Origin of the sequence: Streptomyces sp. NPDC029526 (assembly GCF_040637405.1) — a bacterium.
Lineage (GTDB): Bacteria > Actinomycetota > Actinomycetes > Streptomycetales > Streptomycetaceae > Streptomyces.
On sequence record NZ_JBEZWE010000015.1, the window covers coordinates 80,920 to 103,544 of the forward strand.

General features: G+C 71.1%; 20 protein-coding genes and 2 pseudogenes. 16 read left to right on the plus strand and 6 right to left on the minus strand.

Features of this window, described 5'->3' with window-relative positions; all coding sequences use genetic code 11:
- Positions 1 to 3: 3 nt before the first annotated feature.
- On the minus strand, positions 4 to 648 hold the full coding sequence (locus AB0F01_RS25200; protein ID WP_362099959.1) for a peptide deformylase: 645 nt from the start codon (positions 646 to 648) through the stop codon (positions 4 to 6).
- A gap of 141 nt (positions 649 to 789) precedes the next feature.
- Between AB0F01_RS25200 and AB0F01_RS25205 the strand changes: the two genes are divergently transcribed.
- Positions 790 to 2,190 (plus strand): PepSY domain-containing protein, encoded by a 1,401-nt coding sequence (locus AB0F01_RS25205; RefSeq protein WP_362099962.1) that lies wholly within the window; start codon positions 790 to 792, stop codon positions 2,188 to 2,190.
- 251 nt (positions 2,191 to 2,441) lie between these two features.
- On the opposite strand, the pseudogene AB0F01_RS25210 reads toward AB0F01_RS25205, so the two are convergent.
- Positions 2,442 to 2,780 (minus strand): annotated as a pseudogene (locus AB0F01_RS25210) (tetratricopeptide repeat protein); the annotation flags it as partial.
- A 189-nt stretch (positions 2,781 to 2,969) separates the two neighbouring features.
- Here AB0F01_RS25210 and AB0F01_RS25215 point away from each other — a divergent pair.
- Positions 2,970 to 3,935, plus strand: coding sequence for a pirin family protein (locus AB0F01_RS25215; protein WP_362099964.1), 966 nt, complete (start codon positions 2,970 to 2,972; stop codon positions 3,933 to 3,935).
- A gap of 144 nt (positions 3,936 to 4,079) precedes the next feature.
- On the opposite strand, the gene AB0F01_RS25220 is transcribed toward AB0F01_RS25215, so the two are convergent.
- On the minus strand, positions 4,080 to 5,852 hold the full coding sequence (locus AB0F01_RS25220) for a helix-turn-helix domain-containing protein (RefSeq protein ID WP_362099966.1): 1,773 nt from the start codon (positions 5,850 to 5,852) through the stop codon (positions 4,080 to 4,082).
- Positions 5,853 to 6,070: 218 nt separating this feature from the next.
- On the opposite strand from AB0F01_RS25220, the gene AB0F01_RS25225 reads away from it, so the two are divergent.
- The 10 genes from AB0F01_RS25225 to AB0F01_RS25270 are packed head-to-tail and all read left to right on the plus strand — an operon-like array spanning position 6,071 to position 16,186.
- Positions 6,071 to 6,559 carry a general stress protein gene (locus tag AB0F01_RS25225; protein WP_164441458.1) on the plus strand — a complete coding sequence of 163 codons (489 nt, stop codon included), beginning with the start codon at positions 6,071 to 6,073 and terminating at the stop codon, positions 6,557 to 6,559.
- Positions 6,560 to 6,603: 44 nt separating this feature from the next.
- Positions 6,604 to 8,511 carry a molecular chaperone DnaK gene (gene dnaK, locus AB0F01_RS25230; RefSeq protein ID WP_362099970.1) on the plus strand — a complete coding sequence of 636 codons (1,908 nt, stop codon included), beginning with the start codon at positions 6,604 to 6,606 and terminating at the stop codon, positions 8,509 to 8,511.
- A 9-nt stretch (positions 8,512 to 8,520) separates the two neighbouring features.
- On the plus strand, positions 8,521 to 9,144 hold the full coding sequence (locus AB0F01_RS25235; protein WP_362099972.1) for a nucleotide exchange factor GrpE: 624 nt from the start codon (positions 8,521 to 8,523) through the stop codon (positions 9,142 to 9,144).
- Between the two features lie 6 nt (positions 9,145 to 9,150).
- Positions 9,151 to 10,101 (plus strand): J domain-containing protein, encoded by a 951-nt coding sequence (locus AB0F01_RS25240; RefSeq protein WP_362099975.1) that lies wholly within the window; start codon positions 9,151 to 9,153, stop codon positions 10,099 to 10,101.
- Positions 10,101 to 10,508 carry a chaperone modulator CbpM gene (locus AB0F01_RS25245; protein WP_362099978.1) on the plus strand — a complete coding sequence of 136 codons (408 nt, stop codon included), beginning with the start codon at positions 10,101 to 10,103 and terminating at the stop codon, positions 10,506 to 10,508. Before AB0F01_RS25240 ends, AB0F01_RS25245 begins: the two co-directional genes overlap by 1 nt.
- A complete protein-coding gene (gene clpB, locus AB0F01_RS25250; RefSeq protein ID WP_362099980.1) occupies positions 10,499 to 13,138 on the plus strand; it encodes an ATP-dependent chaperone ClpB in 2,640 nt (879 codons plus the stop codon). Before AB0F01_RS25245 ends, clpB begins: the two co-directional genes overlap by 10 nt.
- Positions 13,135 to 13,593 carry a thioredoxin gene (gene trxA / locus AB0F01_RS25255; RefSeq protein ID WP_362099983.1) on the plus strand — a complete coding sequence of 153 codons (459 nt, stop codon included), beginning with the start codon at positions 13,135 to 13,137 and terminating at the stop codon, positions 13,591 to 13,593. The genes clpB and trxA overlap by 4 nt, the downstream gene beginning before the upstream one ends.
- A gap of 6 nt (positions 13,594 to 13,599) precedes the next feature.
- The gene (locus AB0F01_RS25260; protein ID WP_362099986.1) at positions 13,600 to 13,860 is read left to right on the plus strand and encodes a UBP-type zinc finger domain-containing protein; all 261 of its coding nucleotides are present in this window, start codon (positions 13,600 to 13,602) and stop codon (positions 13,858 to 13,860) included.
- Entirely contained in the window at positions 13,860 to 15,641 is a 1,782-nt protein-coding gene (locus AB0F01_RS25265; RefSeq protein ID WP_362099989.1) for an FAD-dependent oxidoreductase, read from the plus strand. The genes AB0F01_RS25260 and AB0F01_RS25265 overlap by 1 nt, the downstream gene beginning before the upstream one ends.
- A 47-nt stretch (positions 15,642 to 15,688) precedes the next feature.
- Positions 15,689 to 16,186, plus strand: coding sequence for an Hsp20/alpha crystallin family protein (locus tag AB0F01_RS25270; RefSeq protein WP_362099991.1), 498 nt, complete (start codon positions 15,689 to 15,691; stop codon positions 16,184 to 16,186).
- 91 nt (positions 16,187 to 16,277) lie between these two features.
- Here the strand turns inward: AB0F01_RS25270 and AB0F01_RS25275 are convergent, their stop codons facing one another.
- Positions 16,278 to 16,496: a hypothetical protein gene (locus AB0F01_RS25275; protein WP_362099993.1), complete on the minus strand. Its 219-nt coding sequence runs from the start codon at positions 16,494 to 16,496 to the stop codon at positions 16,278 to 16,280.
- A gap of 143 nt (positions 16,497 to 16,639) precedes the next feature.
- Here AB0F01_RS25275 and AB0F01_RS25280 point away from each other — a divergent pair, with 143 nt between their 5' ends.
- From AB0F01_RS25280 to AB0F01_RS25290, 3 genes are read left to right on the plus strand one after another with little or no spacing between them, the layout of a single operon-like run.
- The gene (locus AB0F01_RS25280; protein ID WP_362099996.1) at positions 16,640 to 18,571 is read left to right on the plus strand and encodes an MFS transporter; all 1,932 of its coding nucleotides are present in this window, start codon (positions 16,640 to 16,642) and stop codon (positions 18,569 to 18,571) included.
- 21 nt (positions 18,572 to 18,592) lie between these two features.
- Positions 18,593 to 18,985, plus strand: a complete 393-nt coding sequence (locus tag AB0F01_RS25285) for a DUF2267 domain-containing protein (protein ID WP_362099999.1) — start codon at positions 18,593 to 18,595, stop codon at positions 18,983 to 18,985.
- Positions 18,986 to 19,021: 36 nt separating this feature from the next.
- On the plus strand, positions 19,022 to 19,450 hold the full coding sequence (locus AB0F01_RS25290) for a DUF2267 domain-containing protein (RefSeq protein WP_362100002.1): 429 nt from the start codon (positions 19,022 to 19,024) through the stop codon (positions 19,448 to 19,450).
- A gap of 46 nt (positions 19,451 to 19,496) precedes the next feature.
- Here the strand turns inward: AB0F01_RS25290 and AB0F01_RS25295 are convergent, their stop codons facing one another.
- Positions 19,497 to 20,690: a PP2C family protein-serine/threonine phosphatase gene (locus AB0F01_RS25295; protein ID WP_362100004.1), complete on the minus strand. Its 1,194-nt coding sequence runs from the start codon at positions 20,688 to 20,690 to the stop codon at positions 19,497 to 19,499.
- 46 nt (positions 20,691 to 20,736) lie between these two features.
- Entirely contained in the window at positions 20,737 to 21,186 is a 450-nt protein-coding gene (locus AB0F01_RS25300) for a DUF1931 family protein (protein WP_362100007.1), read from the minus strand.
- Positions 21,187 to 21,435: 249 nt separating this feature from the next.
- Between AB0F01_RS25300 and AB0F01_RS25305 the strand changes: the two are divergent.
- Positions 21,436 to 22,528 (plus strand): annotated as a pseudogene (locus AB0F01_RS25305) (hypothetical protein).
- Positions 22,529 to 22,625: the final 97 nt, after the last annotated feature.

The window sequence follows — 22,625 nt, forward strand, 5'->3', positions numbered from 1 at the left end:
GCGTCACGGCAACCCGAAGCCCAGAGCCCGCGCCGCCCGCTCCGGCGAGGGCTGCGCCCAGCGGGCCGCCACCGCCTGCTGGGTGCTCAGCGACCGGAGTTCGGCACGGTCCAGGTACAGCGTGCCGTCGAGGTGGTCCGTCTCGTGCTGCACGATCCGCGCCGGCCACCCGGAGAACTCCTCGTCCAGCGCCCGCCCCCGCTCGTCCTGACCGGTCAGCCGCACCTCGGCGGGCCGGGACACCACCGCCTGGTAGCCGGGCACGCTGAGACAGCCCTCGAAGAAGGCGGCCCGCGCCGTGCCCACCGGCGTGTACGACGGGTTGACCAGGACCCGGAACGGCTGCGCCACCCGCCCCCGGACCCGGCGCACCTCCTCGGGGACCGGCGCCGGGTCCTCGATCACCGCGATCCGCAGACCCACCCCGACCTGCGGAGCGGCCAGACCGACCCCGGGCGCCGCCCGCATGGTGACGCGCAGCGCCGCCACGAACCGGGCCAGCAGTCCGGGCGCCAACTGGCCGTCGAACGGGACCGCGGCCCGCCGCAGCACGGGATCGCCGGCCGCGACGATGGGCAACGGCCCGCCCGGGGCGAGGAGTTCCTCCACCCGCTCCGCCAACGGCGCGCGCTCACTCGACGTTTCCATGGCGCCAGGATCCCACGCGCCCGCCCCCGGCCCGTCCCGGCGGTATGGCGCGGATCACACCCGCCCCGCGGGAACCCGGCGGCCCGCCGCGCCGACCACTGCACGACCACGGCCGCCGACACGCCCCGGAGAACCCCACCGATGACCGCCACCCCCTCACCCACCACGGACGAGGCCCCGCAACCCGCCCCGCCCGCGGCCAGGAAGAGCCCGTGGGCCACCCTGCGCCCCCTCGTCCTGCGGCTGCACTTCTACGCCGGAGTCCTGGTCGCGCCCTTCGTCCTCGTCGCCGCCCTCAGCGGCCTGCTGTACGCGGCCTCCTTCCAGGCCGAGAAGATCGTCTACGACCACGAACTCACCGTCCCCGTCGGCGACCGCGAACTGCCCGTGTCCCAGCAGGTCGCCGCCGCCCGCGAGGCCCACCCCGAGGGCACCGTCTCCGCCGTCCGGCCCTCACCCGAACCGGGCGCCACCACACGGGTGTTGCTGACCGGCGTCCCCGGCGTCGAGTCCCCCCGCACGCTGGCCGTGTTCGTCGACCCGTACACCGGGACGGTGCGTGGGGCGCTGGAACAGTACGGCTCCACCGGCGCGCTGCCCCTGCGCACCTGGATCGACGAGTTCCACCGGGACCTGCATCTGGGGGAGCCCGGCCGCCTCTACAGCGAACTCGCCGCCAGCTGGCTCGGGGTGATCGCGCTGGGCGGTCTGGCGCTCTGGTTCTCCCGCCGCAGGGCCCGGCGCGCGGTGCGCGGCACCACGGGCCGCCGCCGCACCCTGGGCCTGCACGGCACCGTCGGCGCGTGGGCCGCCGTCGGGCTCGTCTTCCTCTCGGCGACCGGCCTGACCTGGTCCACCCATGCGGGCGCGAGCATCGGCGACCTGCGGGCCGCGCTGGGCCAGCAGACGCCGTCGGTGTCGGCGGCGGCGGGCGGCGAGCACGCCGGTCACGACGCGGCCGGAGGAGCGGGCGGGGACGCCGCGCACGGTGTCGGCCTCGACGAGGTGCTGTCCGCCGCGCGCGCCGAGGGCCTGGGCGACCCGGTGGAGATCGTCCCCCCGGCCGACGCGGAATCCGCCTACGTCGTCCAGCAGATCCAGCGGGCGTGGCCCGTCCAGCAGGACTCGGTCGCCGTGGACCCGGCCACCGGCGAGGTCACCGACGTCCTGCGCTTCGCCGACTACCCGGTCCTCGCCAAGCTCACCCGGTGGGGCATCGACCTGCACACCGGCAGCCTGTTCGGCCTGCCCAACCAGATCGCGCTGATGCTGCTCGCCGCCGCGCTGGTCCTGCTGATCGTCTGGGGCTACCGGATGTGGTGGCAGCGCGGCCGGGGTGCGTCCTTCGGCCGCCCCCTGCCCCGCGGAGCCTGGCGGCAGGTGCCTCCCGCCGTCCTCGTCCCACTGGCCGCGGCGGTCGCCGTCCTCGGCTACTTCGTCCCCCTGTTCGGCATCCCCCTCGCGGCCTTCCTGGCCGTGGACGTCGCCCTCGGGGAGATCGCCCACCGCCGCGCGCGGCGCGGCCCCGGCGCGGTGGCGTGACACCGACGGGCGCCCACCCCGAACGGGCCGGTGCCCACCCCGAACGGGCCGGTGCCCGGCTCCCCGTGGGGGGAGCCGGGCACCGGCCTGGCGGGTGTCACCGGCCCCGCGGGCGGCGGCTCGCCGGCCACCGGCCTCCGAGCGCGGTGCCGCGCGTCGGCCCGAGCGGATCAGGCGGGGCCGCTGCCCCCGCCCCTGCCGTTCGCCGGGCTCTCTGCGCTCCCCGGGCTCGCTGCGTCGACGTCCATGCCGTCGAACTCGCCCGCGAGCGCCGAGGCGATGCGCAGGTGGGACTCGGCCTCCTCGTCGCGCCCCTGCCGCTGGAGGGTGCGGCCGAGGAGCAGCCGGGCGTAGCCCTCGACCGGGTCGCGCTCCACGATGGTCCGCAACTCGGCCTCGGCGCGACGCAGTTGAGCCGAGTGGTAGTAGGCACGCGCCAGCAGCAGCCGGGGACCGGTCTGCTCGGGCACCTCCTCGACCAGCCGGCCCAGGACGTATGCCGCGCGGGTGTAGTCCTTGGCGTCGAAGAACATCCCGGCGCGCTCCCAGCGCTCGGCGGGTGTCCCGTGGTCGTAGTACTTGGTCTTCACGCGTGACCTCCTTCGCGGGCGTCAACCGGGCCGAGTGGTTGAAAATTCCACCACTCCGGATCGCTGTGGCTGACGCGCTCGTCACGGTCGCCGGCCGTTCGCGGTCGCGGTCCTCGCCGGGTCACTCCTCCGGTGCGGGATGGCGTCCGAGGCCTGACGCCGGCACTCCGGCCGGGCTAGGTTGACGCCATGAGCAATCTCGATCGGGAGCCGGCGCCCGCCCTGTGCGGTGGCCGCGGCTTCGTGGTGGCGGAGCCCGTGCGTGAACTCCTGAGCCCCCGGCGCGTCCCGCTGGGCGAGTCCACCGAGGTCCGGCGCCTGCTGCCGAACCTGGGCCGCCGCATGGTGGGAGCCTGGTGCTTCGTCGACCACTACGGACCCGACGACATCGCCGACGAGCCCGGCATGCAGGTGCCCCCGCACCCGCACATGGGCCTGCAGACGGTGAGCTGGCTGCACGAGGGCGAGGTGCTGCACCGCGACTCCACGGGCAGCCTCCGGACGATCCGCCCCCGCGAACTCGGCCTGATGACCTCCGGCCGGGCGATCAGCCACTCGGAGGAGAGCCCCCGCCCGCACGCCCGTTTCCTCCACGGAGCCCAGCTCTGGGTCGCCCTCCCGGACGCCCACCGGCACACCGACCCCCGTTTCGAGCACCACGCCGACCTGCCCCTCGTCACCGCGCCCGGGATCGAGGCCACCCTCATCCTGGGCACCCTCGACGGCGCCACCTCGCCCGGCACCGCCTACACCCCGATCGTCGGCGCCGACCTCGCCCTGGCCGACGGCGCGGACGTGCGCCTGCCGTTGGAGCCGGACTTCGAGTACGCCGTGCTCTCCATGTCCGGCGAGGTCCATGTGGACGGCGTCCCGGTCGTCCCCGGCTCCATGCTCTACCTCGGTTGCGGACGCACCGAACTGCCCCTGCGGGCCGCGTCCGACGCCGGCCTGATGCTGCTCGGCGGCGAGCCGTTCGAGGAGGAGCTGATCATGTTCTGGAACTGGATCGGCCGCACCCAGGAGGAGATCGAGCAGGCCCGCCGCGACTGGATGGAGGGGACGCGGTTCGGCGAGGTCAAGGGCTACGACGGGGACCCGCTGCCTGCTCCTGCGCTGCCTCCAGTGCCGCTCAAGCCGCGCGGAAGGGTTCGCTGACCCGCAGGAATGACGGACAGGCTGGTGACAGTCAGTCGGCCGGCCGTCCTGCGTCGTCCCTCACAGGTTTCTTGCGAGTGCTGTGCGGGTGGGTGTGGTGTGAGCCGGATGGGCTGTGCAGCGCCCGTCGAGGGTATGGGCGCCTCAACCGGGTCCGCCCAGCATGATCTTCCACACCCGGGTCGCCACCTGCAGGTTGAGGCGCTCCTCCACGTTCGTGAGGTCATGGCCGCTGAGCTCGCGGATGCGCTGGAGCCGGTAGCGGAGCGTGCTGCGGTGGATCGCGAGGGACGCGGCGGTCTCGGCGTAGTTGCCGCCGCAGTCGAAATACCGGGACAGGGTCTCCACGAGCGCCGTACGGTGCCGGCCGTCGTAGTCGACGAGCTGTCCGAGCCATTCGTGAACGAACGCCTCCAGCTCCCGGTACTCGTTGCCGGGCCCCAGGATTCGGTAGAGGCCCAGGTCGTCGAAGAACGACGTGCCGTACCGCTGTCGGGACCGGCGGCGTACCTCCAGGGCACGCAGTGCCTCTTGGTACCGGCCGGGGATGCCGTCCGGGGTGTTGCAACGGGCGCTCACCCCGATCGTCCCGTCCCGGGTGCCGGTCTCCCGGGCGAGCGCCTCGTACAGGGCGTGGTCGTGCGGCCTGCCCTCGGCGACCAGCACCACGTGGTCGGAGCGCTGAGTCACCAGCGACGGCATGCCCACGGCCGAAGCCGTCCGGCCCACGGTCCGCGCGAAGGCGTCGTCCGCGGACCGTCCCCTCCACTGCACGACGATCACGTACTGGGTGCGGTGAAGGTCGTGTCCGAACGCCTCGGACCGGGCGTAGGCGCTCTTCTCGTCCGTGCCCTCCAGAAGATCGTCGACCAACTCGCGGCGCAGCCGCAGTTCGACCTCCGCCAGCCGGCGCTGGTGCGACAGTTCCAGGGCGAGTGATGTGGCGGCGTGCTCCAGAGCGAACACGGTGTACTCGTCGGCCTCGCCCCCGGGGTCGAGCAGGGCCAGCACCCCGAGCACCTCACCGCGTGGGCGTATCAGGGAGATGAGCCGGTCCTTGATCCGCACCGGTCCGTCTCTTCTGGCGACCCCCTGGAGCATCTCCTCATGGCGGGCGGGGTCCGGTTCCGGACAGGGGTCGGGTCGGCCGGGACCGGTCCAGGAGCGCAGTCGGCCGAAGCGGTCCTCGACCAGCACGGGAAGACCGGTGAGCGCATGCAGTGCGCCGGTGATGGCCTCCTCGCCGCCGCCCGCGGCCGCGACCCCGGCGAGGGCCTCGTGCACGGCTCGCTGGTATCCCCCCTCCACGAGCTGGGAGATCAGCCGCCGCTGGAGGGTTGTTCGTTCCCGTCGCAGTCGGTGCAGCTCCAGCGCCTCGTCCTGCCTGCGGCGGTGCGCGACGGCGACCGACAGGGCCGCGGCGGCGAGGCGCACCAGCGTGGTGAGCAGGAAGTGCTGGGCGTGGGTGGGCCGGGAGCGAGAGGTCACCACGAGGTAGCCGTGCAGTCCACCGGGCCCGTGCAGGGCCAGTGCCCGGCCCCGTGACCGGCCGGGAACGGACACCGGGCTGTCTTCCCCCGTCAGCTCTCGCACCGCCCGGTCGATGGCCGACGCGCGGTCCTGCCCGGCCTGCGGGCCGAACATCAGCCGGCCGTGCCCTCGGAGGTATCCGGCCTCAGCCCTGTACGGGCCGACGGCCGACACGTGATCCATGGCAAGGCGCAGGATCTCACTCTCGTCCCGGGTGTCGAACAGGGCACGGGAGAGTGCCGGCAGCTTGCGGTATGCGAGGGCGGAAAGGGGCGGGCGGGAGCTTCTCCGCAAGATCGTGGGGTGCTGTCCCAGACGGACCGACGGAAGACGGCCTTCCTGGTCGGAACGGCGCCGGTACGTGTTCCTGACCCGGCTGCCTGCCATGTGATCACTCCTGTCCCTGTGGCCTGGAGCGGTGACATTGACCCTCCTCGACGACGTCCCGGAGCGAGTACCACGATGCCCGAAATGTTCGTTTCGTGCTCGCGGGGGGACGGGCTCCGTCGTTCTTTGATCTGCCGGGTGGAGGCGTGGAGCCGCCCGGTTCGGGAGTCTGGGGCGTGTCGGGTGCCGCTGTGCACACCGGCAGGAAGGACTGGGCAATGACCGAGCAGCCTCGCAGGCCCGTTGCCGCGTACGAGACGTACCAGGAGGCCGAACGCACCGTCGAACACCTCTCGGACCAGGGGTTTCCCGTGGAGAGGGTGGCCATCATCGGCCAGGACGTCCGCCTCGTCGAGCAGGTCGTCGGGCGGATGGATTACGGCCGGGCCGCCCTGCACGGTGCGGTCAGCGGGGCGCTTCCCGGCGCGCTGATCGGCTGGCTCTTCGGCTTGGTCGACTGGGTGGACCCCCTCGTGTCCGCGTTGCTCGTCGCCCTCTACGGCCTGGTGTTCGGGGCGGTCGTGGGCGCGCTGTTCGGCCTGCTGCTGTACGCCCTGCAGCGTGGCCGCCGGGACTTCGCCTCCGTCCGCTCGATGGAGCCCAGCCGGTACGTCGTCGTCGTGGACGAAGCGGTCGCCGACGAGGCCGTACGGCTGCTCGGCGGCTTGCGGCCCACCGGTGCCGGCGGGCGTCCCGCCCATACCTGAACGATCAGTGCCGGCGCATGTCGCCGCACCGGGAGGAGTTCCTCATGGCCAAGGCAGTGGGCATCGACCTGGGCACCACGAACTCGGTGATCGCCGTGTGGGAGGGCGGCGAGTCATCCGTCGTACCCAACACCGAAGGCAACCGCACGACACCGTCGGTGGTGGCCTTCACCGACACCGGGGAGCGGCTGGTGGGCCAGCTGGCCCGGCGCCAGGCGATCCTCAACCCCAAGGGCACCATCTACTCGGCCAAACGGTTCATCGGCCGGCATTTCGACGAGATCTCCGACGAGGCCAGGGCGGTGGCCTACGACGTCGTCGAGGGCGACGGCGGGGCAGCCCGCTTCAAGGTGCGCGACAAGCTCTACGCGCCGGAGGAGATCAGCGCCCAGGTGCTGCGCAAGCTCGCCGACGATGCTTCCAAGCAGCTGGGGGAGCGGGTCACGGAGGCGGTCATCACCGTACCCGCCTACTTCAACGACGCTCAGCGCACCGCCACCAAGGACGCCGGACGGATCGCGGGACTGGAGGTACTGCGCATCATCAACGAGCCGACCGCGGCCGCCCTCGCGTACGGCATGGACAAGAAGGAGCACGAGACCGTCCTCGTCTTCGACCTGGGCGGCGGCACCTTCGACGTGAGCATTCTCGACGTCGGCGACGGCGTCGTGGAGGTGCGCTCCACGGCCGGTGACAGCCATCTGGGCGGCGACGACTTCGACCGGCGGCTCGTGGATCACCTCGCGGACGGCTTCCAGAAGGAGAACGGCATCGACCTGCGCAAGGACCCGCAGGCGCTGCAACGCCTGTTCGAGGCGGCCGAGAAGGCCAAGACCGAGCTCAGTTCGGTGACGCAGACGCAGGTCAGCCTGCCGTTCATCACCGCCGACGCCTCCGGCCCGAAACACCTCACCGACTCCGTCATGCGGTCCACCTTCGAGCAGATCACCGGTGACCTGGTGGAGCGATGCCTGGGACCGGTGCAGCAGGCCATGTCCGACGCCAAGGTGGGCGAGAGCGACATCGACGAGGTCATCCTCGTCGGCGGTTCCACCCGCGTCCCCGCCGTCCAGGCGCTGGTGCGCCGGCTGACCGGCGGCAAGGAACCCAACATGAGCGTCAACCCCGACGAGGTCGTGGCCCTGGGCGCCGCGATCCAGGCCGGGGTGCTCAAGGGCGAGGTCAAGGACGTCCTGCTGCTCGATGTCACGCCCCTGTCGCTGGGTGTCGAGACGCGCGGCGGCGTGATGACGAAGATCATCGAGCGGAACACCACCATTCCGGTGCGTCGCACCGAGACCTTCTCCACCGCCGACGACAACCAGCCCGCCGTCGACATCGTCGTCCTCCAGGGCGAGCGCGAACTGGCCGCCGACAACCGGGTGCTCGGCCGTTTCCAGCTCACCGACATCCGCCAGGCGCCGCGCGGCGAGCCACAGATCGAGGTCACCTTCGACATCGACGCGAACGGCATTCTCAACGTCAGGGCCCGGGACCGGGACACCGGCAAGGAACAGGGCATCACCATCACCGAGAGCTCCAACCTGGACCGCAGCGAGGTCGAGCGCATGGTCCAGGAGGCCGAGCGCAACCAGGGCCAGGACCGGGCTCTGCGCGAGGCCGTCGATGCCCGCAACGAGCTCGACGCCGTGGCGTACCAGGTCGAGAAGCGCCTCGCCGAGCTGGGCGACGCCGCACCCGCGCACGAGAAGGCACGCGCCGAGATGCTGGTGTCGGATGCCCGGGCGGCAGTCAAGGAGGAGGCAGGCGTGGAACGGGTGCGGCCCCTGACCTCCGAACTCCAGCAGGTCCTCTCCGGACTGGCGGCCCATCACGGCGGCGCCACCACGGGCGGTCCCGACCAGGGCACCACCGGCGGCGGCCCGGACGGCGGCGGCCCGAGCGGCGGCGGGGACGACGACGTCATCGATGCCGAGTTCGACAAGGACTGAGGAACCGTCATGCCGATCCACCCCAGGGAGTCCGACCCGGCCGTGCCGGACCCGGCCGGCCAGGCTCCGGAGAGCGCCGTACGCTCGCCGGGAGGGGAGCTTCCGCCCTCGGGCCCGCCGGACGGGCCGGGGTCCGACACGGACGAGGGACCCGGCCCCGACGCGTCCCGCGGTGGCTCCGCACCCTCCGAGGAGGAGCAGCACACGGCCGAGCTGAGGGAACTCGAGGACCGCTGGCGGCGTGCGCTCGCCGACCTCGACAACCTCCGCAAGCGCCACGCCCGGGAACTGGAGCGCGAGCGGGCGGGCGAGCGGTCCCGCACGGCGGCCGCCTTCCTGCCCGTCCTGGACAACCTCGAACTCGCGCTGTCCCACGCCGGATCCGACCCCGACGCCATCGTCGAGGGCGTCCGGGCGGTCCGCGACCAGGCGGTGAACGTCCTCGAACTGCTCGGCTACCCGCGGCACGCCGAGACCGGCGTCGCCTTCGACCCGGCCTGGCACGAGGTGGTCGGCGTCGTCAACGACCCGGACGCCCCACCGGGCACCGTCGTCGAGGTGCTGCGCCCGGGCTACGGGGACGGCGAACGCCAGCTCCGCCCCGCCGCCGTCACGGTCGCGAAGCGGGAGTGACCCGTCATGGCACAGGACTTCTACCAGGTGCTGGGCGTGTCACGGACCGCGAGCCAGGACGAGATCCAGCAGGCGTACCGCAAACTCGCCCGCAAGTACCACCCCGACGTCAACAAGGACCCGGGGGCGGAGGAACGCTTCAAGGACCTCAACGAGGCGTACACCGTCCTGTCGGACCCCAGGACCCGGGCCCGCTACGACCGCTTCGGCGAGGACTTCCGCAAGATCCCCGAGGACTTCGACGAACGGGTCGCGGCCGGAGCGGGCGGCGGTTTCCGCGCTCGCAGGACCGCGGGCGCGGGCGGCCCCCGTGTCCGGTACACCACCGGCTTCGGCGACGGCTTCGGAGCGGAGGGCATCGACATCGAGGACCTGCTCGGTTCCATGTTCGGAGCCGGCGGGGCCCCGGGCGGCGTCCCCGGAGCGGACCAGGAGGCCGAACTGCCGCTCACCGTCGAGGAGGCGTACCGGGGCGGCCGCCGCACCGTCACGCTCGCCGGTCCCACCGGGCAGCCGCGGCGGTACGAGGTCGATGTACCGCCCGGCGTCACCGCCGGACAGCGCATCCGGCTGGCGGGCGAGGGCGGACGGGGCAGTGGTGACGCCGCCGCGGGAGACCTGTATCTGCGGGTCCGCATCCAGCCGCACCCCCGGTTCCGGCTGGACGGCCGGGACGTGTACGTGCAGCTTCCGGTCACCCCCTGGGAGGCCGCGCTGGGCGCCACGGTTCCGGTGCCCACCCCCGGCGGCGGCACGGCCAAGGTCACGGTGCCCGCGGGCTCGTCCAGTGGCCGGCGGCTGCGGCTGCGCGGCGAGGGCATGCCGAACCCGCGCGGTGCCGACGGCAACCTCTACGCCGAACTCCGCGTGATGGTGCCGCCCGAGCTCGACGACCGGGAGCGCGAGCTGTTCGAGGAGCTCGCCGCCACCTCTTCGTACGATCCCAGGAGGACGTGATGAGCGACCGACCCTCACGGGGGGTGACCGGTGGCAGGACGGCCCGGGCCGACGCGGGCGGGCCTCCCGTACGGACGAGCGCCGGCTCCACGGCCGTGCGGTACGCACTCGTCCCCGTGCCCAGGCTCTCCCTGGACACGGTGGCCCGCCACGCCGGCGTCCATCCCGACCTGGTCCGCCGGTTCGTCGCCCTGGGCCTGGTCGACGCCGAGCGCGACGCCGCGGGGCGCCTGGTGTTCGACTCGGGCGCCCCGGCGGTTCTCGCCCGCATCCAGCGGCTGCGCTCCGGTCTGTGTCTCAACTACGCATCCATCGGCCTGGTGCTCGATCTGCTGGACCGCATCACCCTGCTCGAAGCCGCACTGCGCCGCGCCGGTACGAGGAGTGACATACCGCCATGGACATGAACCGTCTCACCCAGAAGTCACAGGAAGCCCTGCAGGAGGCGCAGACCGCCGCCGTCCGCATGGGACAGACCGAGGTGGACGGTGAGCATCTGCTGCTCGCGCTCCTCGACCAGGAGGACGGTCTGATCCCGCGGCTGCTGCAACAGGCGGGCAGGGAGCCCCAGGAACTCCGCGCGGCCGTGCGGGAGGAACTTTCCCGCCGGCCCAAGGCGACCGGCCCGGGCGCCGCGCCGGGCCAGGTGTTCGTCACCCAGCGCCTGTCCCGGCTGCTGGACGCGGCCGAGCGGGAGGCCAAACGCCTCAAGGACGAGTACGTGTCCGTGGAACACCTCCTGCTGGCCCTGGCCGAGGAGGGCTCGTCCACCTCCGCCGGACGGCTGCTCAAGGAGCACGGCATCACCCGGGACTCGTTCCTGAGCGCGCTCACCCAGATCCGCGGTAACCAGCGCGTCACCTCGGCCAACCCCGAAGTGGCGTACGAGGCCCTGGAGAAGTACGGCCGCGACCTGGTGGCCGAGGCCAGGGACGGCAAGCTGGACCCGGTCATCGGCCGCGACGCCGAAATCCGTCGCGTCACCCAGATCCTCAGCCGCAAGTCCAAGAACAACCCCGTCCTCATCGGCGACCCCGGCGTCGGCAAGACCGCCATCGTCGAGGGCCTCGCCCAGCGCATCGTCCGCGGCGACGTGCCCGAAGGACTGCGCGACAAGACCGTGTTCGCACTCGACATGGGCTCCCTGGTGGCCGGGGCGAAGTACCGGGGCGAGTTCGAGGAACGCCTCAAGGCCGTGCTGTCCGAGGTGAAGGCCGCCCAGGGCCACATCCTGCTCTTCGTCGACGAACTCCACACCGTCGTGGGCGCCGGCGCCGCCGAAGGAGCCATGGACGCGGGCAACATGCTCAAGCCGATGCTCGCCCGCGGCGAACTCCACATGATCGGCGCCACCACCCTCGACGAGTACCGCAAGCACATCGAGAAGGACGCCGCCCTCGAACGCCGCTTCCAGCAGGTCCTGGTCGAAGAGCCGAGCGTGGAGGACACCATCTCCATCCTGCGCGGACTGCGCGAACGCCTGGAGATCTTCCACGGCGTGAAGATCCAGGACACCGCGCTGGTGTCCGCGGCCACCCTCAGCCACCGCTACATCACCGACCGGTTCCTGCCCGACAAGGCCATCGACCTCGTCGACGAGGCCTGCGCCCGGCTGCGTACCGAGATCGACTCCATGCCCGCCGAACTCGACGAGATCACCCGCCGCGTCACGCGACTGGAGATCGAGGAGGCGGCACTGTCCAAGGAGACCGATCCCGCCAGCAAGGCCCGCCTGGAGGAGCTGCGCAGGGAACTGGCCGACCTGCGCGGCGAGGCCGACGCCAAGCACGCCCAGTGGGAGGCGGAACGGCAGGCGATCCGCCGCGTGCAGGGGCTGCGCCAGGAACTGGAACAGGTCCGCCACGAGGCGGAGGAGGCAGAACGCGCCTACGACCTCAACCGCGCCGCCGAACTCCGCTACGGCCGCCTCCAGGACCTGGAACGCCGGCTGGCGGCCGAGGAGGAGCAACTCGCCGCGAAGCAGGGGCAGAAACGGCTGCTCCGCGAGGTCGTCACCGAGGAGGAGATCGCCGACATCGTCGCTGCCTGGACCGGCATCCCCGTCAGCCGCCTGAAGGAGGGCGAACGCGAGAAGCTGCTGCGCCTCGACGAAATCCTGCGCGAGCGCGTCATCGGCCAGGACGAGGCCGTCCAACTCGTTGCCGACGCCATCATCCGCGCCCGCTCCGGCATCCGCGACCCGCGCCGCCCGATCGGCTCGTTCATCTTCCTCGGCCCCACCGGCGTGGGGAAGACCGAGCTGGCCAAGACCCTCGCCCGGGCCCTGTTCGACTCCGAGGACAACATGGTCCGGCTCGACATGAGCGAGTACCAGGAGCGGCACACCGTCAGCCGGCTCATGGGCGCGCCGCCCGGATACGTCGGCTACGAGGAGGGCGGTCAGCTCACCGAGGCCGTACGCCGCAAGCCGTACTCGGTGGTGCTGTTCGACGAGATCGAGAAGGCCCACACCGAAGTCTTCAACACCCTGCTGCAGGTCCTCGATGACGGCCGCATCACCGACGCCCAGGGCCGTACGGTCGACTTCCGCAACACCGTGATCATCATGACGTCCAACATCGGCTCCCAGTACCTCCTCGACGGCGCCACCGCCGACGGTGAGGTCAAGCCGGACGCCCGCGCCCTGGTGATGGGCGAACTGCGCGGGCACTTCCGCCCGGAGTTCCTCAACCGCGTCGACGACATCGTGCTGTTCAAGCCGCTCGGTGAGCGGCAGATCGAGCGGATCGTGGAGCTGCAGTTCGACGAGCTGAGGCAGCGCCTCGCCGAACGCCGCATCGCCGTCGAACTCACCGACGAGGCACGGGAGCTGATCGCCCACCAGGGCTACGACCCGGTGTACGGGGCGCGGCCGCTGCGGCGCTACATCTCCCACGAGGTCGAGACGCTGGTCGGGCGCGCCCTGCTGCGCGGCGACGTACAGGACGGTGCGCAGGTCCGCGTCGACGCCGCGCACGGAGAGCTGGTGGTCACCTACGACCCGCCCGAGGACGAGAAGGGAGCGCGGGCGGCATGAGTACCCCGCACGCCACCCACGTCACCTGCCCGCACTGCGGGCGCACCAACCGGGTGCCCGCGGCCGCCGAGGGCCGCCCCAAATGCGCCAACTGCAAGCAGCCTCTGCCGTGGACGGCCGAGGCGGGTGACGACGACTTCGCCGAGGTCGTCGAGCAGGCCACCGTTCCTGTCGTGGTCGACCTGTGGGCCACCTGGTGCGGCCCCTGCCGCATGGTGAGCCCGGCGCTGGAGAAGGTCGCCGCCGATCTCGCGGGAAGGATCAAACTGGTCAAGGTCGACATCGATCAGAACCCGCGCCTGGCGCAGCGCTTCGAGGTCCAGGCAGTACCGACGCTGCTGATCCTCGACAAGGGACAGACCATCGCCCGGCAGGCGGGGGCCGCACCTGCCCCTGCCCTGCGGCGATGGGTGGAGCAGTCGATCGCCGGCCGCGGACCGGCCGGGAAAGGATGACCGGCCATGACCGTACGGACCGACCCCCACCTCGCCCTCGTACGCCCCGTGACCCCGCGCACCGCGGGATGCGAGGAATGCCTGGCCACGCATTCCCCCTGGCTCCACCTCAGGCTCTGCCTGACCTGTGGCCACGTCGGCTGCTGCGACTCCTCGCCGAACCGGCACGCCCGCCGTCACGCCGCCGCCGACGGCCATCCGATCGCGGCGTCGCTGGAGCCCGGCGAGAACTGGCGGTGGTGCTTCGCCCACGAGGCGTTCGTGTGATGCCCGGCCACGAGACGCAGCCGGGCGCAGCACCTGCGCCGGGCGAGCAGAAGGAGAGCGTCCCCTTCGAGACTCCTGACGTCTACGGCGCCTATCCGCGCCTTTCGGACGACCAGCTGGCCCTCCTGGCACAGCGAGGCCGGCGGCGCACGGTGGACGCCGGTGACGTGCTGATCCGGGAGGGGGAGCGGTGCGAGTCGTTCTACGTCGTCCTCAGCGGGGCGCTCGCCATCGTGGAGGGCTACGGCACGCCTGACGAACGGCTGCTACGGGTGCACGGCCCCGGCCGCTTCATCGGCGAACTCGGCCTCCTGAACGGACAGGTGGCCTTCTACACCGCCGTGGTCAGGGACCCCGGCGAGATCCTGGTCCTGTCCATGGACCAACTGCGTGACCTGGTGACCCGGGACTCCGCACTGGGCGATGTGGTGCTGCGCGCCTGCCTCGGCCGCCGTGCCCTGCTCGTCGGGCAGGGCGCCGGTTTCCGCATCATCGGCTCACGCTACTCGCCCGACACCAGGCGGATGCGCGAGTTCGCCGCCCGCAACCGCCTGCCGCACCGCTGGATCGATCTGGAGACGGACCAGGAAGCCGAGGCGCTGCTGCGCCGCTTCGGGGTCGGTCCGGAGGAGACACCCCTGGTGCTCTGGCGGGACACGACCCTGCTGCGCAATCCCGGCAACGCCGAACTGGCCCGGCTGATCGGCCTCCCGCCCCTGCCGTCGGGCGACAGCCACCTCGACCTCCTCATCGTCGGGGCCGGTCCGGCCGGTCTCGCGGCCGCAGTGAACGCCGCCTCGGAAGGCCTCGGAACAACCGTGGTCGAGGCGCTGGCCACCGGCGGCCAGGCGGGGACGTCCTCCCGCATCGAGAATCTGCTCGGCTTCCCGTCCGGCATCTCCGGCGCCGAGCTCACCGAGCGCGCTGTGCTCCAGGCGGAGAAGTTCGGCGCCCGGATCGGCATGCCGGCGGAGGCTGCCCGGCTCGAACGGCGGGGCAGCCACTACGCCGTCGGGTTCACCGACGGCAGCGAGATCACCGCCCGTGCCCTCGTCCTGGCCACCGGCGCCCGCTACCGCCGCCTCCGCGTGCCCGGCATCGAACCGCTGGAATCCGCGAGCGTGCACTACTCGGCGACCGTCTATGAGGCCCAGCAATGCCGTACCGACCCGGTGGCGGTGGTGGGCGGCGGCAACTCCGCGGGCCAGGCCGTGCTCTTCCTGGCCGAGTACGCGCCCGAGGTGTACCTGCTCGTCCGCGGGCAGAGCCTCGACGAGCACATGTCCCGCTACCTGATCGATCACATCGAGCGTCACCCGCGGGTACGCGTGCTCCTGCAGACCGAGATCACCGAGGCGCGCGGCGACAAGGTCCTGGAGGCGGTCACCGTGGTCGACCACCGTGCGGGCACGCACCGCCGGCTCGCCGTGCGGGCCCTGTTCGTCTTCACCGGCGCCGACCCGCACACCGAGTGGCTGTCCGGCGCGCTCGCCCTCGACGCGCGCGGCTTCGTGCTCACCGGCGCGGACGCTCAGGCCTGCTCGGTCCCCGAACTGTGGCAGAGCCAGGGCCGCGACTGCCTGACGCTGGAGACCAGCCTGCCCGGCGTCTTCGCCGCCGGCGACGTCCGCAGCGGCTCGGTGAAACGCGTGGCCTCCGCCGTCGGCGACGGCGCGATGAGCATCCACTTCGTGCACCGCTACCTGGGCCACACGGTCGAGCCGGGCGGCACCGACGACTCCCCGCAGACCCGTCCGAAGGAGTCCGCTTGGCTCGCTTGACACCAAGGGGGCGACGAGATCACGAGAAGGAGAAGGAGGCGATGGGAATGGCCACGCCCGTCCGGCACCACCGAGGTGCCACAGCACAGGCCAGGCCGCTCGGCTGGGCCCGCAATCCGCTGACGGAGTTCGACCAGCTGCTCAGCGAGATGAGCGGGCTGATCGAATCGACGGTGGGAGGCGCGGCGACCGCAGTCGCGTGGACACCCCTGGCTGACGTCACGGAGTCCGACGACGCCTTCCACGTCGAGATCGAACTCCCCGGCGTCAAGAGCAAGGACGTCGACGTCGAGGCGAGCGGCCAGGAGCTGGTGGTCACCGGAGAGATCAAGGAGAAGGAACGCAAGGGCGTCCTGCGCCGGAGCACCCGCCGCACCGGGGCCTTCGAGTACCGGCTGCGGCTGCCCGGAGAGGTCGACACCGAGAAGATCAGCGCGCAGATGTCGGACGGCGTGCTCACCATCACCGTCCCCAAGGCCGAGGTAGCCAAGCCCCGGCGCGTCGAGATCAGCGAGTCGAGTGAAGACACCGGAAGCGGCGGCTGACGCGAACGCCGCGGTTCCGGACGCCCGTCCGGCACCGCGGCTCGGCTGCCGAGCTGCGACCTCCGGGGTCGGTCATCAGGTGCGTCCCGTGTCACCCCTCACGCGGTGGGGACCCGCCGCCGGCCTCCTTGCGGCGCCGCAGGCGCCAGGTGCGCAGCAGCCGGAGAGGGAGCAGGCCCAGCGGTGTCCGTCGGCCCATGTCCGCCAGGTCCTCGCGGTCGAACGCCCGTGCGTAACGCTCGGCGTCCTGAGGTGTCGGATATCGCTTGCTTCCCTTCGCTCCGCACTCGCGCGCGCAGCGCCAGAGCATCGTGTCGCCCTCATGAAGAAAGCGATAACGGTGTCCGAGGAGGTGGCAGCGCAGCACAGAAGACCACATTAGGCGGACCGGCCCACTCCGGCCTGTTCTGTCCCTCACGGAACGGACCATGGTCCTGAACGAGGAGGCGCGGCATGACCACCACCGCCGACCTCGGTGTCGTCACCACCAAGGTCCCCGCCCGGCTCGACCGGCTGCCATGGTCCCGGTTCCATTGGCGGATCGTCATCGGCCTGGGAACCGTCTGGATCCTGGACGGACTCGAAGTGACGATCGTCGGGGCGGTCGCCGTCCGGATGACCGAGCCGGGCAGCGGCATCAACCTGACCAGTGCCGACATCGGGACTGCCGCCGCCATCTACGTGGCCGGCGCATGCGCGGGTGCTCTCCTGTTCGGGAGGCTCACCGACCGCTACGGGCGCAAGAAGCTGTTCATGCTCACGCTCGGCATCTACATCCTCGCCACCGTCGCGACCGCGTTCGCGCACGACGCCTGGTTCCTCTACCTCGCCCGCTTCGTCACCGGTATGGGCATCGGCGGAGAGTACGCCGCGATCAACTCGGCCATCGACGAGCTGATTCCGGCCCGCAACCGCGGGCAGACGGATCTGGCCATCAACGGCAGCTATTGGATCGGTGCGGCGCTCGGCAGCCTGGTCGCCGTGCTGCTTCTCAACGAGAATCTGCTGTCGGCCGACCTCGGCTGGCGGCTGGCCTTCGGCCTGGGCGGCATCCTGGGCCTGGGCGTCATGCTGGTACGCCGGCATGTACCGGAGAGTCCACGCTGGCTGTTCATCCACGGGAAAGAAGCCGAGGCGGAACGCATCGTCGACCGGATCGAGGCTGAGGTGCGCCAAGAGATCCAGCGCGAGCTGCCGGAACCGGGCGAAGCGGTGACCGTACGGCAGCGCGACGTCATCCCGTTCAGGGAGATCGCCGGCGTGGCCGTGCGGCGGTACCCGCGGCGCGCCGTTCTCGGTCTGGCGCTCTTCGTCGGACAGGCGTTCCTGTACAACGCGATCGTCTTCGACCTGGGCACGATTCTGAACGGCTTCTTCGACGTCGGATCGGGCTCGGTCCCCTACTTCCTGGCCCTCTTCGCCATCGCCAACTTCCTCGGACCACTCCTCCTCGGCCGGCTGTTCGACACCGTGGGCAGAAAGCCGATGATCGCGGGCACCTACTTCGGCTCCGCCGTCGTGGCAGCCGTCCTCGCCGTCCTGCTGGTCAACGGCGCCCTGACGGCATGGTGGTTCTTCCTGCTGGTCTCGCTGACCTTCTTCGTGGCCTCCGCGGGAGCGAGCTCCGCCTACCTGACGGTGAGCGAGGTCTTCCCCATGGAGACCCGGGCCCTGTCCATCTCGCTGTTCTTCGCGATCGGCACGGCCGTGGGCGGAATCACCGGCCCGCTGCTGTTCGGTCATCTGATCCACAGTGGCGACGCGGACCTGGTGGCCATCGGATTCCTGGTCGGGGCGGCAGCCATGGCGCTGGGCGGGCTGGCCGAGGTCTTCTTCGGTGTCCGGGCCGAACAGCAGTCTCTGGAGAACATCGCCCGGCCCCTCACCGCTGAGGAAGCCGAGGCGGCCTGGCGTGACGAGCCCGCGCCGCAGGACGCCCGGGACCGCCGCCTGCCCGAGCGCGACCGGCGGGCCGCGGACGAGCGGCAACAGCGGATCGCCGACCGCACCGCGCGCCGCCGGGAGCGGGAGCGCACCGGAGCCCGCCGCTACCGCCCGGGCACCGGGCAGGGCAGCCGGATGTACTCGCCGGGGATGGCCGGCACCGCGGGAACGGCGAGCCGTACGTCCGCCATGGCCGAACAACGCCTCGACGACGAGGTCGAACAGATCACCCAGGCGCTCCAGGAATCCGGTCCCACGAGCCGCGACCAACTCGAACAGGCCGTGGCCGGCCGCTCCTGGGGCCCCGGACGATTCCGCCGTGCCCTGCGTGAGTCCGAGCGGGAGGCCAGGATCAAGGGCGTCGGCAAGGGCAGCTATGCGCCGGCGGACGGACGCGGCCGGTCCGGCAGCGCGCCGGACGACCCCCATGACCAGCGGTGACCCGTACAGAAGGAGGCAGCAATGAAGTACGACGCATTCCTCGCCCGGGTACGCGAGCGAGGCGAGTACAAGGATCAGGACGAAGCCGAGCATGTCACCAAGGCCGTGCTCGAAGTGCTGGCCCAGCGGATCAGCCCCGGAGAGGTCAGGGATCTGGCATCCCAGCTGCCCGGCCCGCTGGGACAGTTCCTCCACGATGCCACGCCACAACGGGCGCAGAGCTTCGGGATCGAGGAATTCCACCGCCGGGTCGCCGAACGCACCAACGCCCGGCCCCGTACGGCGCAGTGGGACGCCAGCGCGGTCCTGAGCACCGTTGCCGACGCCGTCACCGGCGGCGAACTGAATCAGATCATCAGCCAGCTTCCCTCGAGCTACGCGGTCCTGTTCGGCAAGGCCGACCTCGCGGACTGAGCCCTCGAGGCACACCGGAACGAAAGGCCCGCACACATGGTTGAAACAGGTTTCTCCTCGTTCGACACCATGGTGGACAAAGCCAATCGCCTCCTCAAGGAGGTCGAGGAGGCCTTCGGATGGCCCAAGGAACGGCGTAAGCAGTCCTACGCGGCGCTGCGGGCAGTGCTGCATCCGCTCCGGGATCGTCTCCCGGTCGAGACGGCCGTGCAGTTCGGCGCCCAGTTGCCGACCATCGTCAGGGGCGTCTACTACGACGGCTGGAAACCGGCCGAGACGCCGGTGAGGATGAGCAACGAGGAGTTCCTGGCACGGGTCCGGAGCGAATTCCCCTACGCCGTCGAGGGCGGCGCCGAGAGGCTGGTGCGCACCGTCCTGAAAACTCTGGCGCTTCATGTGAGCGCCGGCGAATGGGAGCACCTCAAATCCCGGGTGCCGAACTCGTTCGCCGCGCTCCTGCCGTGACCCGGCGACGAGGGGCCGGGGCCCAGGTGCCCTCCGGCTCCTCCGGTCACGGATCAGGGGGCTGCCACTCGAACATCACGATCGTGGCGTCGTCGCTGAGCGAGTTGTGCCGGTGGTCCAGGACGGCATGGATGAGCAGGCGCAGCACCTCCGGGGCGTTCTGCCCCGCGGCGGTCGACCGGATGATGTAGTCGGTGAAGCGCTCCAGGCCGAACTCCTCGCCCGCCTCGTTGCGGGACTCGACAACGCCGTCCGAGTAGAGCAGGACGCGGTCACCGGGTTCGAGGCCGACCTCGTGCACCTGACGGGCGGTCTCGGCGAGACGCGCGGGCAGGCCCAGCGGAGGCTCGGGCGGCCGCTCGAACGCCTTGGGGAGCAGACGGTGGCGACGGATGAGCAGCGGAGCGGGGTGACCGCAGTTGCACCATCTCAGCACACCTGTGGGCATGTGCAGTTGAGCGAAGACACCCGTGCAGAACTGCTCCGGGAGCCACGTCGCCAGCGCATCGTCCACGGTGGCCACGAGTTCGCTGAGGCCTGCCCCGCTGCGCCGGGCATTGCGGCAGCCTGCCATGGCGACAGCGGTGGTCAGTCCGGACGCCAGATCGTGCCCCATGCCGTCGAGGATCGTGGTGTGCAGAAGGTCCTCGGTGAATACGTGGTCGAACGCATCGCCACCCAGTTCGTACGCAGGCTCCAGAGCCGCCGTCGAGACGACCCGCCCGGTGCCGATGGAGCGGGGAGGGAGGAAGGCGCTCACCATTTCCGTGGGCAGATGCATCGGCCTGGTGCGCATGCGCTGGGCGATGGTGTCGCTGTGGGTGCGCTTGGATGTGATGATCAGCGCGAGGAGCGACGCCGCCGTCCGGCAGCGCCGTAGTCTGAGCCCGTCCAGGGTGCCCATGGTCAGTCCCAGCACGCCCAGGCGTTCCGCTCCGTCGGCCAGGGGCAGCCATACGTTCAGCTCACCGGAGGGGGTTTCCTCCACTCGCAGTGAGTCGGTGCGGTAGGTCCACCCTGCCAGCGACGTGTCGAGGTCCAGATCCGGCCCGTCCTCGACGAACGGCACGAGCAGTCTCTGCTGGATGTCGACCAGGTAGATCGCTGCTCTCCCCAGGCCCATGGCCTCTGCGTACCGGTTCAGGACGACGGGCAGTTCCTCGGGCGATGCCAGTTGGGCCGCCCTGAGGAATTCCTCCAGCAACAGCTCCCCCGACCCGACGGACGCGTCTGTGTCCATGCGTCCGATGGTCCCCGCGACGACGGTCCCCCACAATCCGGGCGTCCTACAGGAGCAGGTCGAAGACGGCTCGGGCTTCGTCCCAGTGCTGGGTCTGGGGGTTCTTCAGGTCGGGCTGGAGGATCTTGAAGCTCTGGGCAAGGGCGAGGCTGAGTCCGCCGATGATGTCCGGATAGGACGCCTCGGTGTCCTGGTCGGGTGTGCGGTCGAGCGGGGGGTGGGTGGCGAGCTGTTCGAGGATCGGCTTGAGTTCCACTTCCTCGTCGATCGCCCGGAAGCGATGGATGCTCTCCTGCAGGCCCTTCGTGATCGGCAGGTCGCACGTCCGGATGATGTCGCGGTCGTTGGCCTTGGCTGTGGCCTGGGCGACGGTCAGCAGATCGTAGAGCTTGGCGTCGACGAAGTCGCTGTATCGCTTGAGGTCGTTCTTGTCGACGTTCAGCCCTGCGGCCGTACGGAAGAACCTCTCGAACCTGGCGATGGACATCACGGTCATGATGGCAACCTCCGGCTGCGGGCGCCGGGCGGCTCCCAGCCCCCTGTCGTTCAGGCCCAGCTTGACCGATGGAGCACGGGAACACGTGCGCATGCCGGGCCCAACCGACCCACCCCGGATTGCCCCGTCAGGACCAGGAGGCGCCCCGGTGGCAGGGATCCGACGTGTTCACGTGGCGACGACGGCAGTCCAGGGGCATCCTGTGGGCACTTGCGGTTTCGTGGGGCAGCCGACGCGAAGGGTCCAGCCATGCCGAAGCCGTCGCAGGGCGTCACGGTCGTGGCTCTCCTGGCAGATCCGGACACGCCGACGGAGATCGCTGAGCGTATGGCGCGGAGACTTCCCCGCCGGCTCTCCGGAAAATCGGGCAAGGGGCGACGGTTCGACGTCAGGGTGGTCAGTGAGCCGGTCACCGCGGGGAGCGAGGACCCGCCCACCGTGATGCGCCGGATCAAGGAACGCGCGGACGCGGAGGACTGGGACGTCGTCGTGGCCCTCACCGACCTTCCGCTGCACTCGCACGGACGCAAACTCGTGGTGGATCTGAATCACGAATACGGCCTGGCGCTGCTCTCCCTGCCCTCACTGGGGGGCCGGCGGCTGCAGACGAGGGCCCAGCGGGCGGTGGAGGAGGCCGTCCTCAGCCTGACGGGTCGGCGGGACGCGCCGCCGCGCCCCTTCGACGATCCTCTCGCGCCGGTCCGTCCGGGCCCGGTCGATGAGGACGAACCCGCCGATCTCCGGTACACCCACCGGCGGGCCCCGCGGCTACCTCAGGGTGCTCGCCGGCATGGTCCGGGCCAACCGGCCGTGGCGGCTGGTGCCGGGCTTGTCGAAGGCCCTGGCGGCCGCACTCGCCACGGGAGCGATCGCCACCGTGAACGCCACCGTCTGGAGCCTTGCCGCGTCCCTGAGCACCCCCCGTCTCGTGATCGCCATGGTCGGATCCATCGCGCTCATGATCGGCTGGCTGATCGTGGACGCGCACCTGTGGTACAGAACGGCGGAGATCTCGCCGGAAGAGAGGAAGAGGGCGGCTCTGTACAACGCCTCGACGGTCGTGACCGTGGGTATCGGGGTGCTCGTCTGCTACGCGGGGCTGCTGGTCATCAACCTGGTGTGGGCGCTTTTCATCCTCAACGACCAGGTGTTCGCTTTCATGACGCGAAGCCCGTTGCACCTCACGGAGTACCTGACGCTCGCCTGGTTCGTCGCTTCGGTCGCCACCGTGGGCGGTGCACTGGGATCAGGCTTGGAGAGTGACGAGGCGATCCGAGCAGCCGCCTACTCCAAGCGTGAACAGGAACGTCGCCGCAGGCTCGAGGACGACCACCAGGACTAGCCGGGGGCCGAGGCGGGAGACACGGCGCTGGTCGGTGGTGGTCGATGCGCCGCTGTCGCCGACCGGTGCGCGCGTGCCCGCTGTCAGTGGGGTGTGC

Bases quoted from the DNA above. Each gene is read 5' to 3' on its own strand.
- AB0F01_RS25200 (WP_362099959.1), bottom strand. From the start codon at position 648: ATGGAAACGTCGAGTGAGCGCGCGCCGTTGGCGGAGCGGGTGGAGGAA.
- AB0F01_RS25205 (WP_362099962.1), top strand. From the start codon at position 790: ATGACCGCCACCCCCTCACCCACCACGGACGAGGCCCCGCAACCCGCC.
- AB0F01_RS25215 (WP_362099964.1), top strand. From the start codon at position 2,970: ATGAGCAATCTCGATCGGGAGCCGGCGCCCGCCCTGTGCGGTGGCCGC.
- AB0F01_RS25220 (WP_362099966.1), bottom strand. From the start codon at position 5,852: ATGGCAGGCAGCCGGGTCAGGAACACGTACCGGCGCCGTTCCGACCAG.
- AB0F01_RS25225 (WP_164441458.1), top strand. From the start codon at position 6,071: ATGACCGAGCAGCCTCGCAGGCCCGTTGCCGCGTACGAGACGTACCAG.
- dnaK (WP_362099970.1), top strand. From the start codon at position 6,604: ATGGCCAAGGCAGTGGGCATCGACCTGGGCACCACGAACTCGGTGATC.
- AB0F01_RS25235 (WP_362099972.1), top strand. From the start codon at position 8,521: ATGCCGATCCACCCCAGGGAGTCCGACCCGGCCGTGCCGGACCCGGCC.
- AB0F01_RS25240 (WP_362099975.1), top strand. From the start codon at position 9,151: ATGGCACAGGACTTCTACCAGGTGCTGGGCGTGTCACGGACCGCGAGC.
- AB0F01_RS25245 (WP_362099978.1), top strand. From the start codon at position 10,101: ATGAGCGACCGACCCTCACGGGGGGTGACCGGTGGCAGGACGGCCCGG.
- clpB (WP_362099980.1), top strand. From the start codon at position 10,499: ATGGACATGAACCGTCTCACCCAGAAGTCACAGGAAGCCCTGCAGGAG.
- trxA (WP_362099983.1), top strand. From the start codon at position 13,135: ATGAGTACCCCGCACGCCACCCACGTCACCTGCCCGCACTGCGGGCGC.
- AB0F01_RS25260 (WP_362099986.1), top strand. From the start codon at position 13,600: ATGACCGTACGGACCGACCCCCACCTCGCCCTCGTACGCCCCGTGACC.
- AB0F01_RS25265 (WP_362099989.1), top strand. From the start codon at position 13,860: ATGCCCGGCCACGAGACGCAGCCGGGCGCAGCACCTGCGCCGGGCGAG.
- AB0F01_RS25270 (WP_362099991.1), top strand. From the start codon at position 15,689: ATGGCCACGCCCGTCCGGCACCACCGAGGTGCCACAGCACAGGCCAGG.
- AB0F01_RS25275 (WP_362099993.1), bottom strand. From the start codon at position 16,496: ATGCTCTGGCGCTGCGCGCGCGAGTGCGGAGCGAAGGGAAGCAAGCGA.
- AB0F01_RS25280 (WP_362099996.1), top strand. From the start codon at position 16,640: ATGACCACCACCGCCGACCTCGGTGTCGTCACCACCAAGGTCCCCGCC.
- AB0F01_RS25285 (WP_362099999.1), top strand. From the start codon at position 18,593: ATGAAGTACGACGCATTCCTCGCCCGGGTACGCGAGCGAGGCGAGTAC.
- AB0F01_RS25290 (WP_362100002.1), top strand. From the start codon at position 19,022: ATGGTTGAAACAGGTTTCTCCTCGTTCGACACCATGGTGGACAAAGCC.
- AB0F01_RS25295 (WP_362100004.1), bottom strand. From the start codon at position 20,690: ATGGACACAGACGCGTCCGTCGGGTCGGGGGAGCTGTTGCTGGAGGAA.
- AB0F01_RS25300 (WP_362100007.1), bottom strand. From the start codon at position 21,186: ATGACCGTGATGTCCATCGCCAGGTTCGAGAGGTTCTTCCGTACGGCC.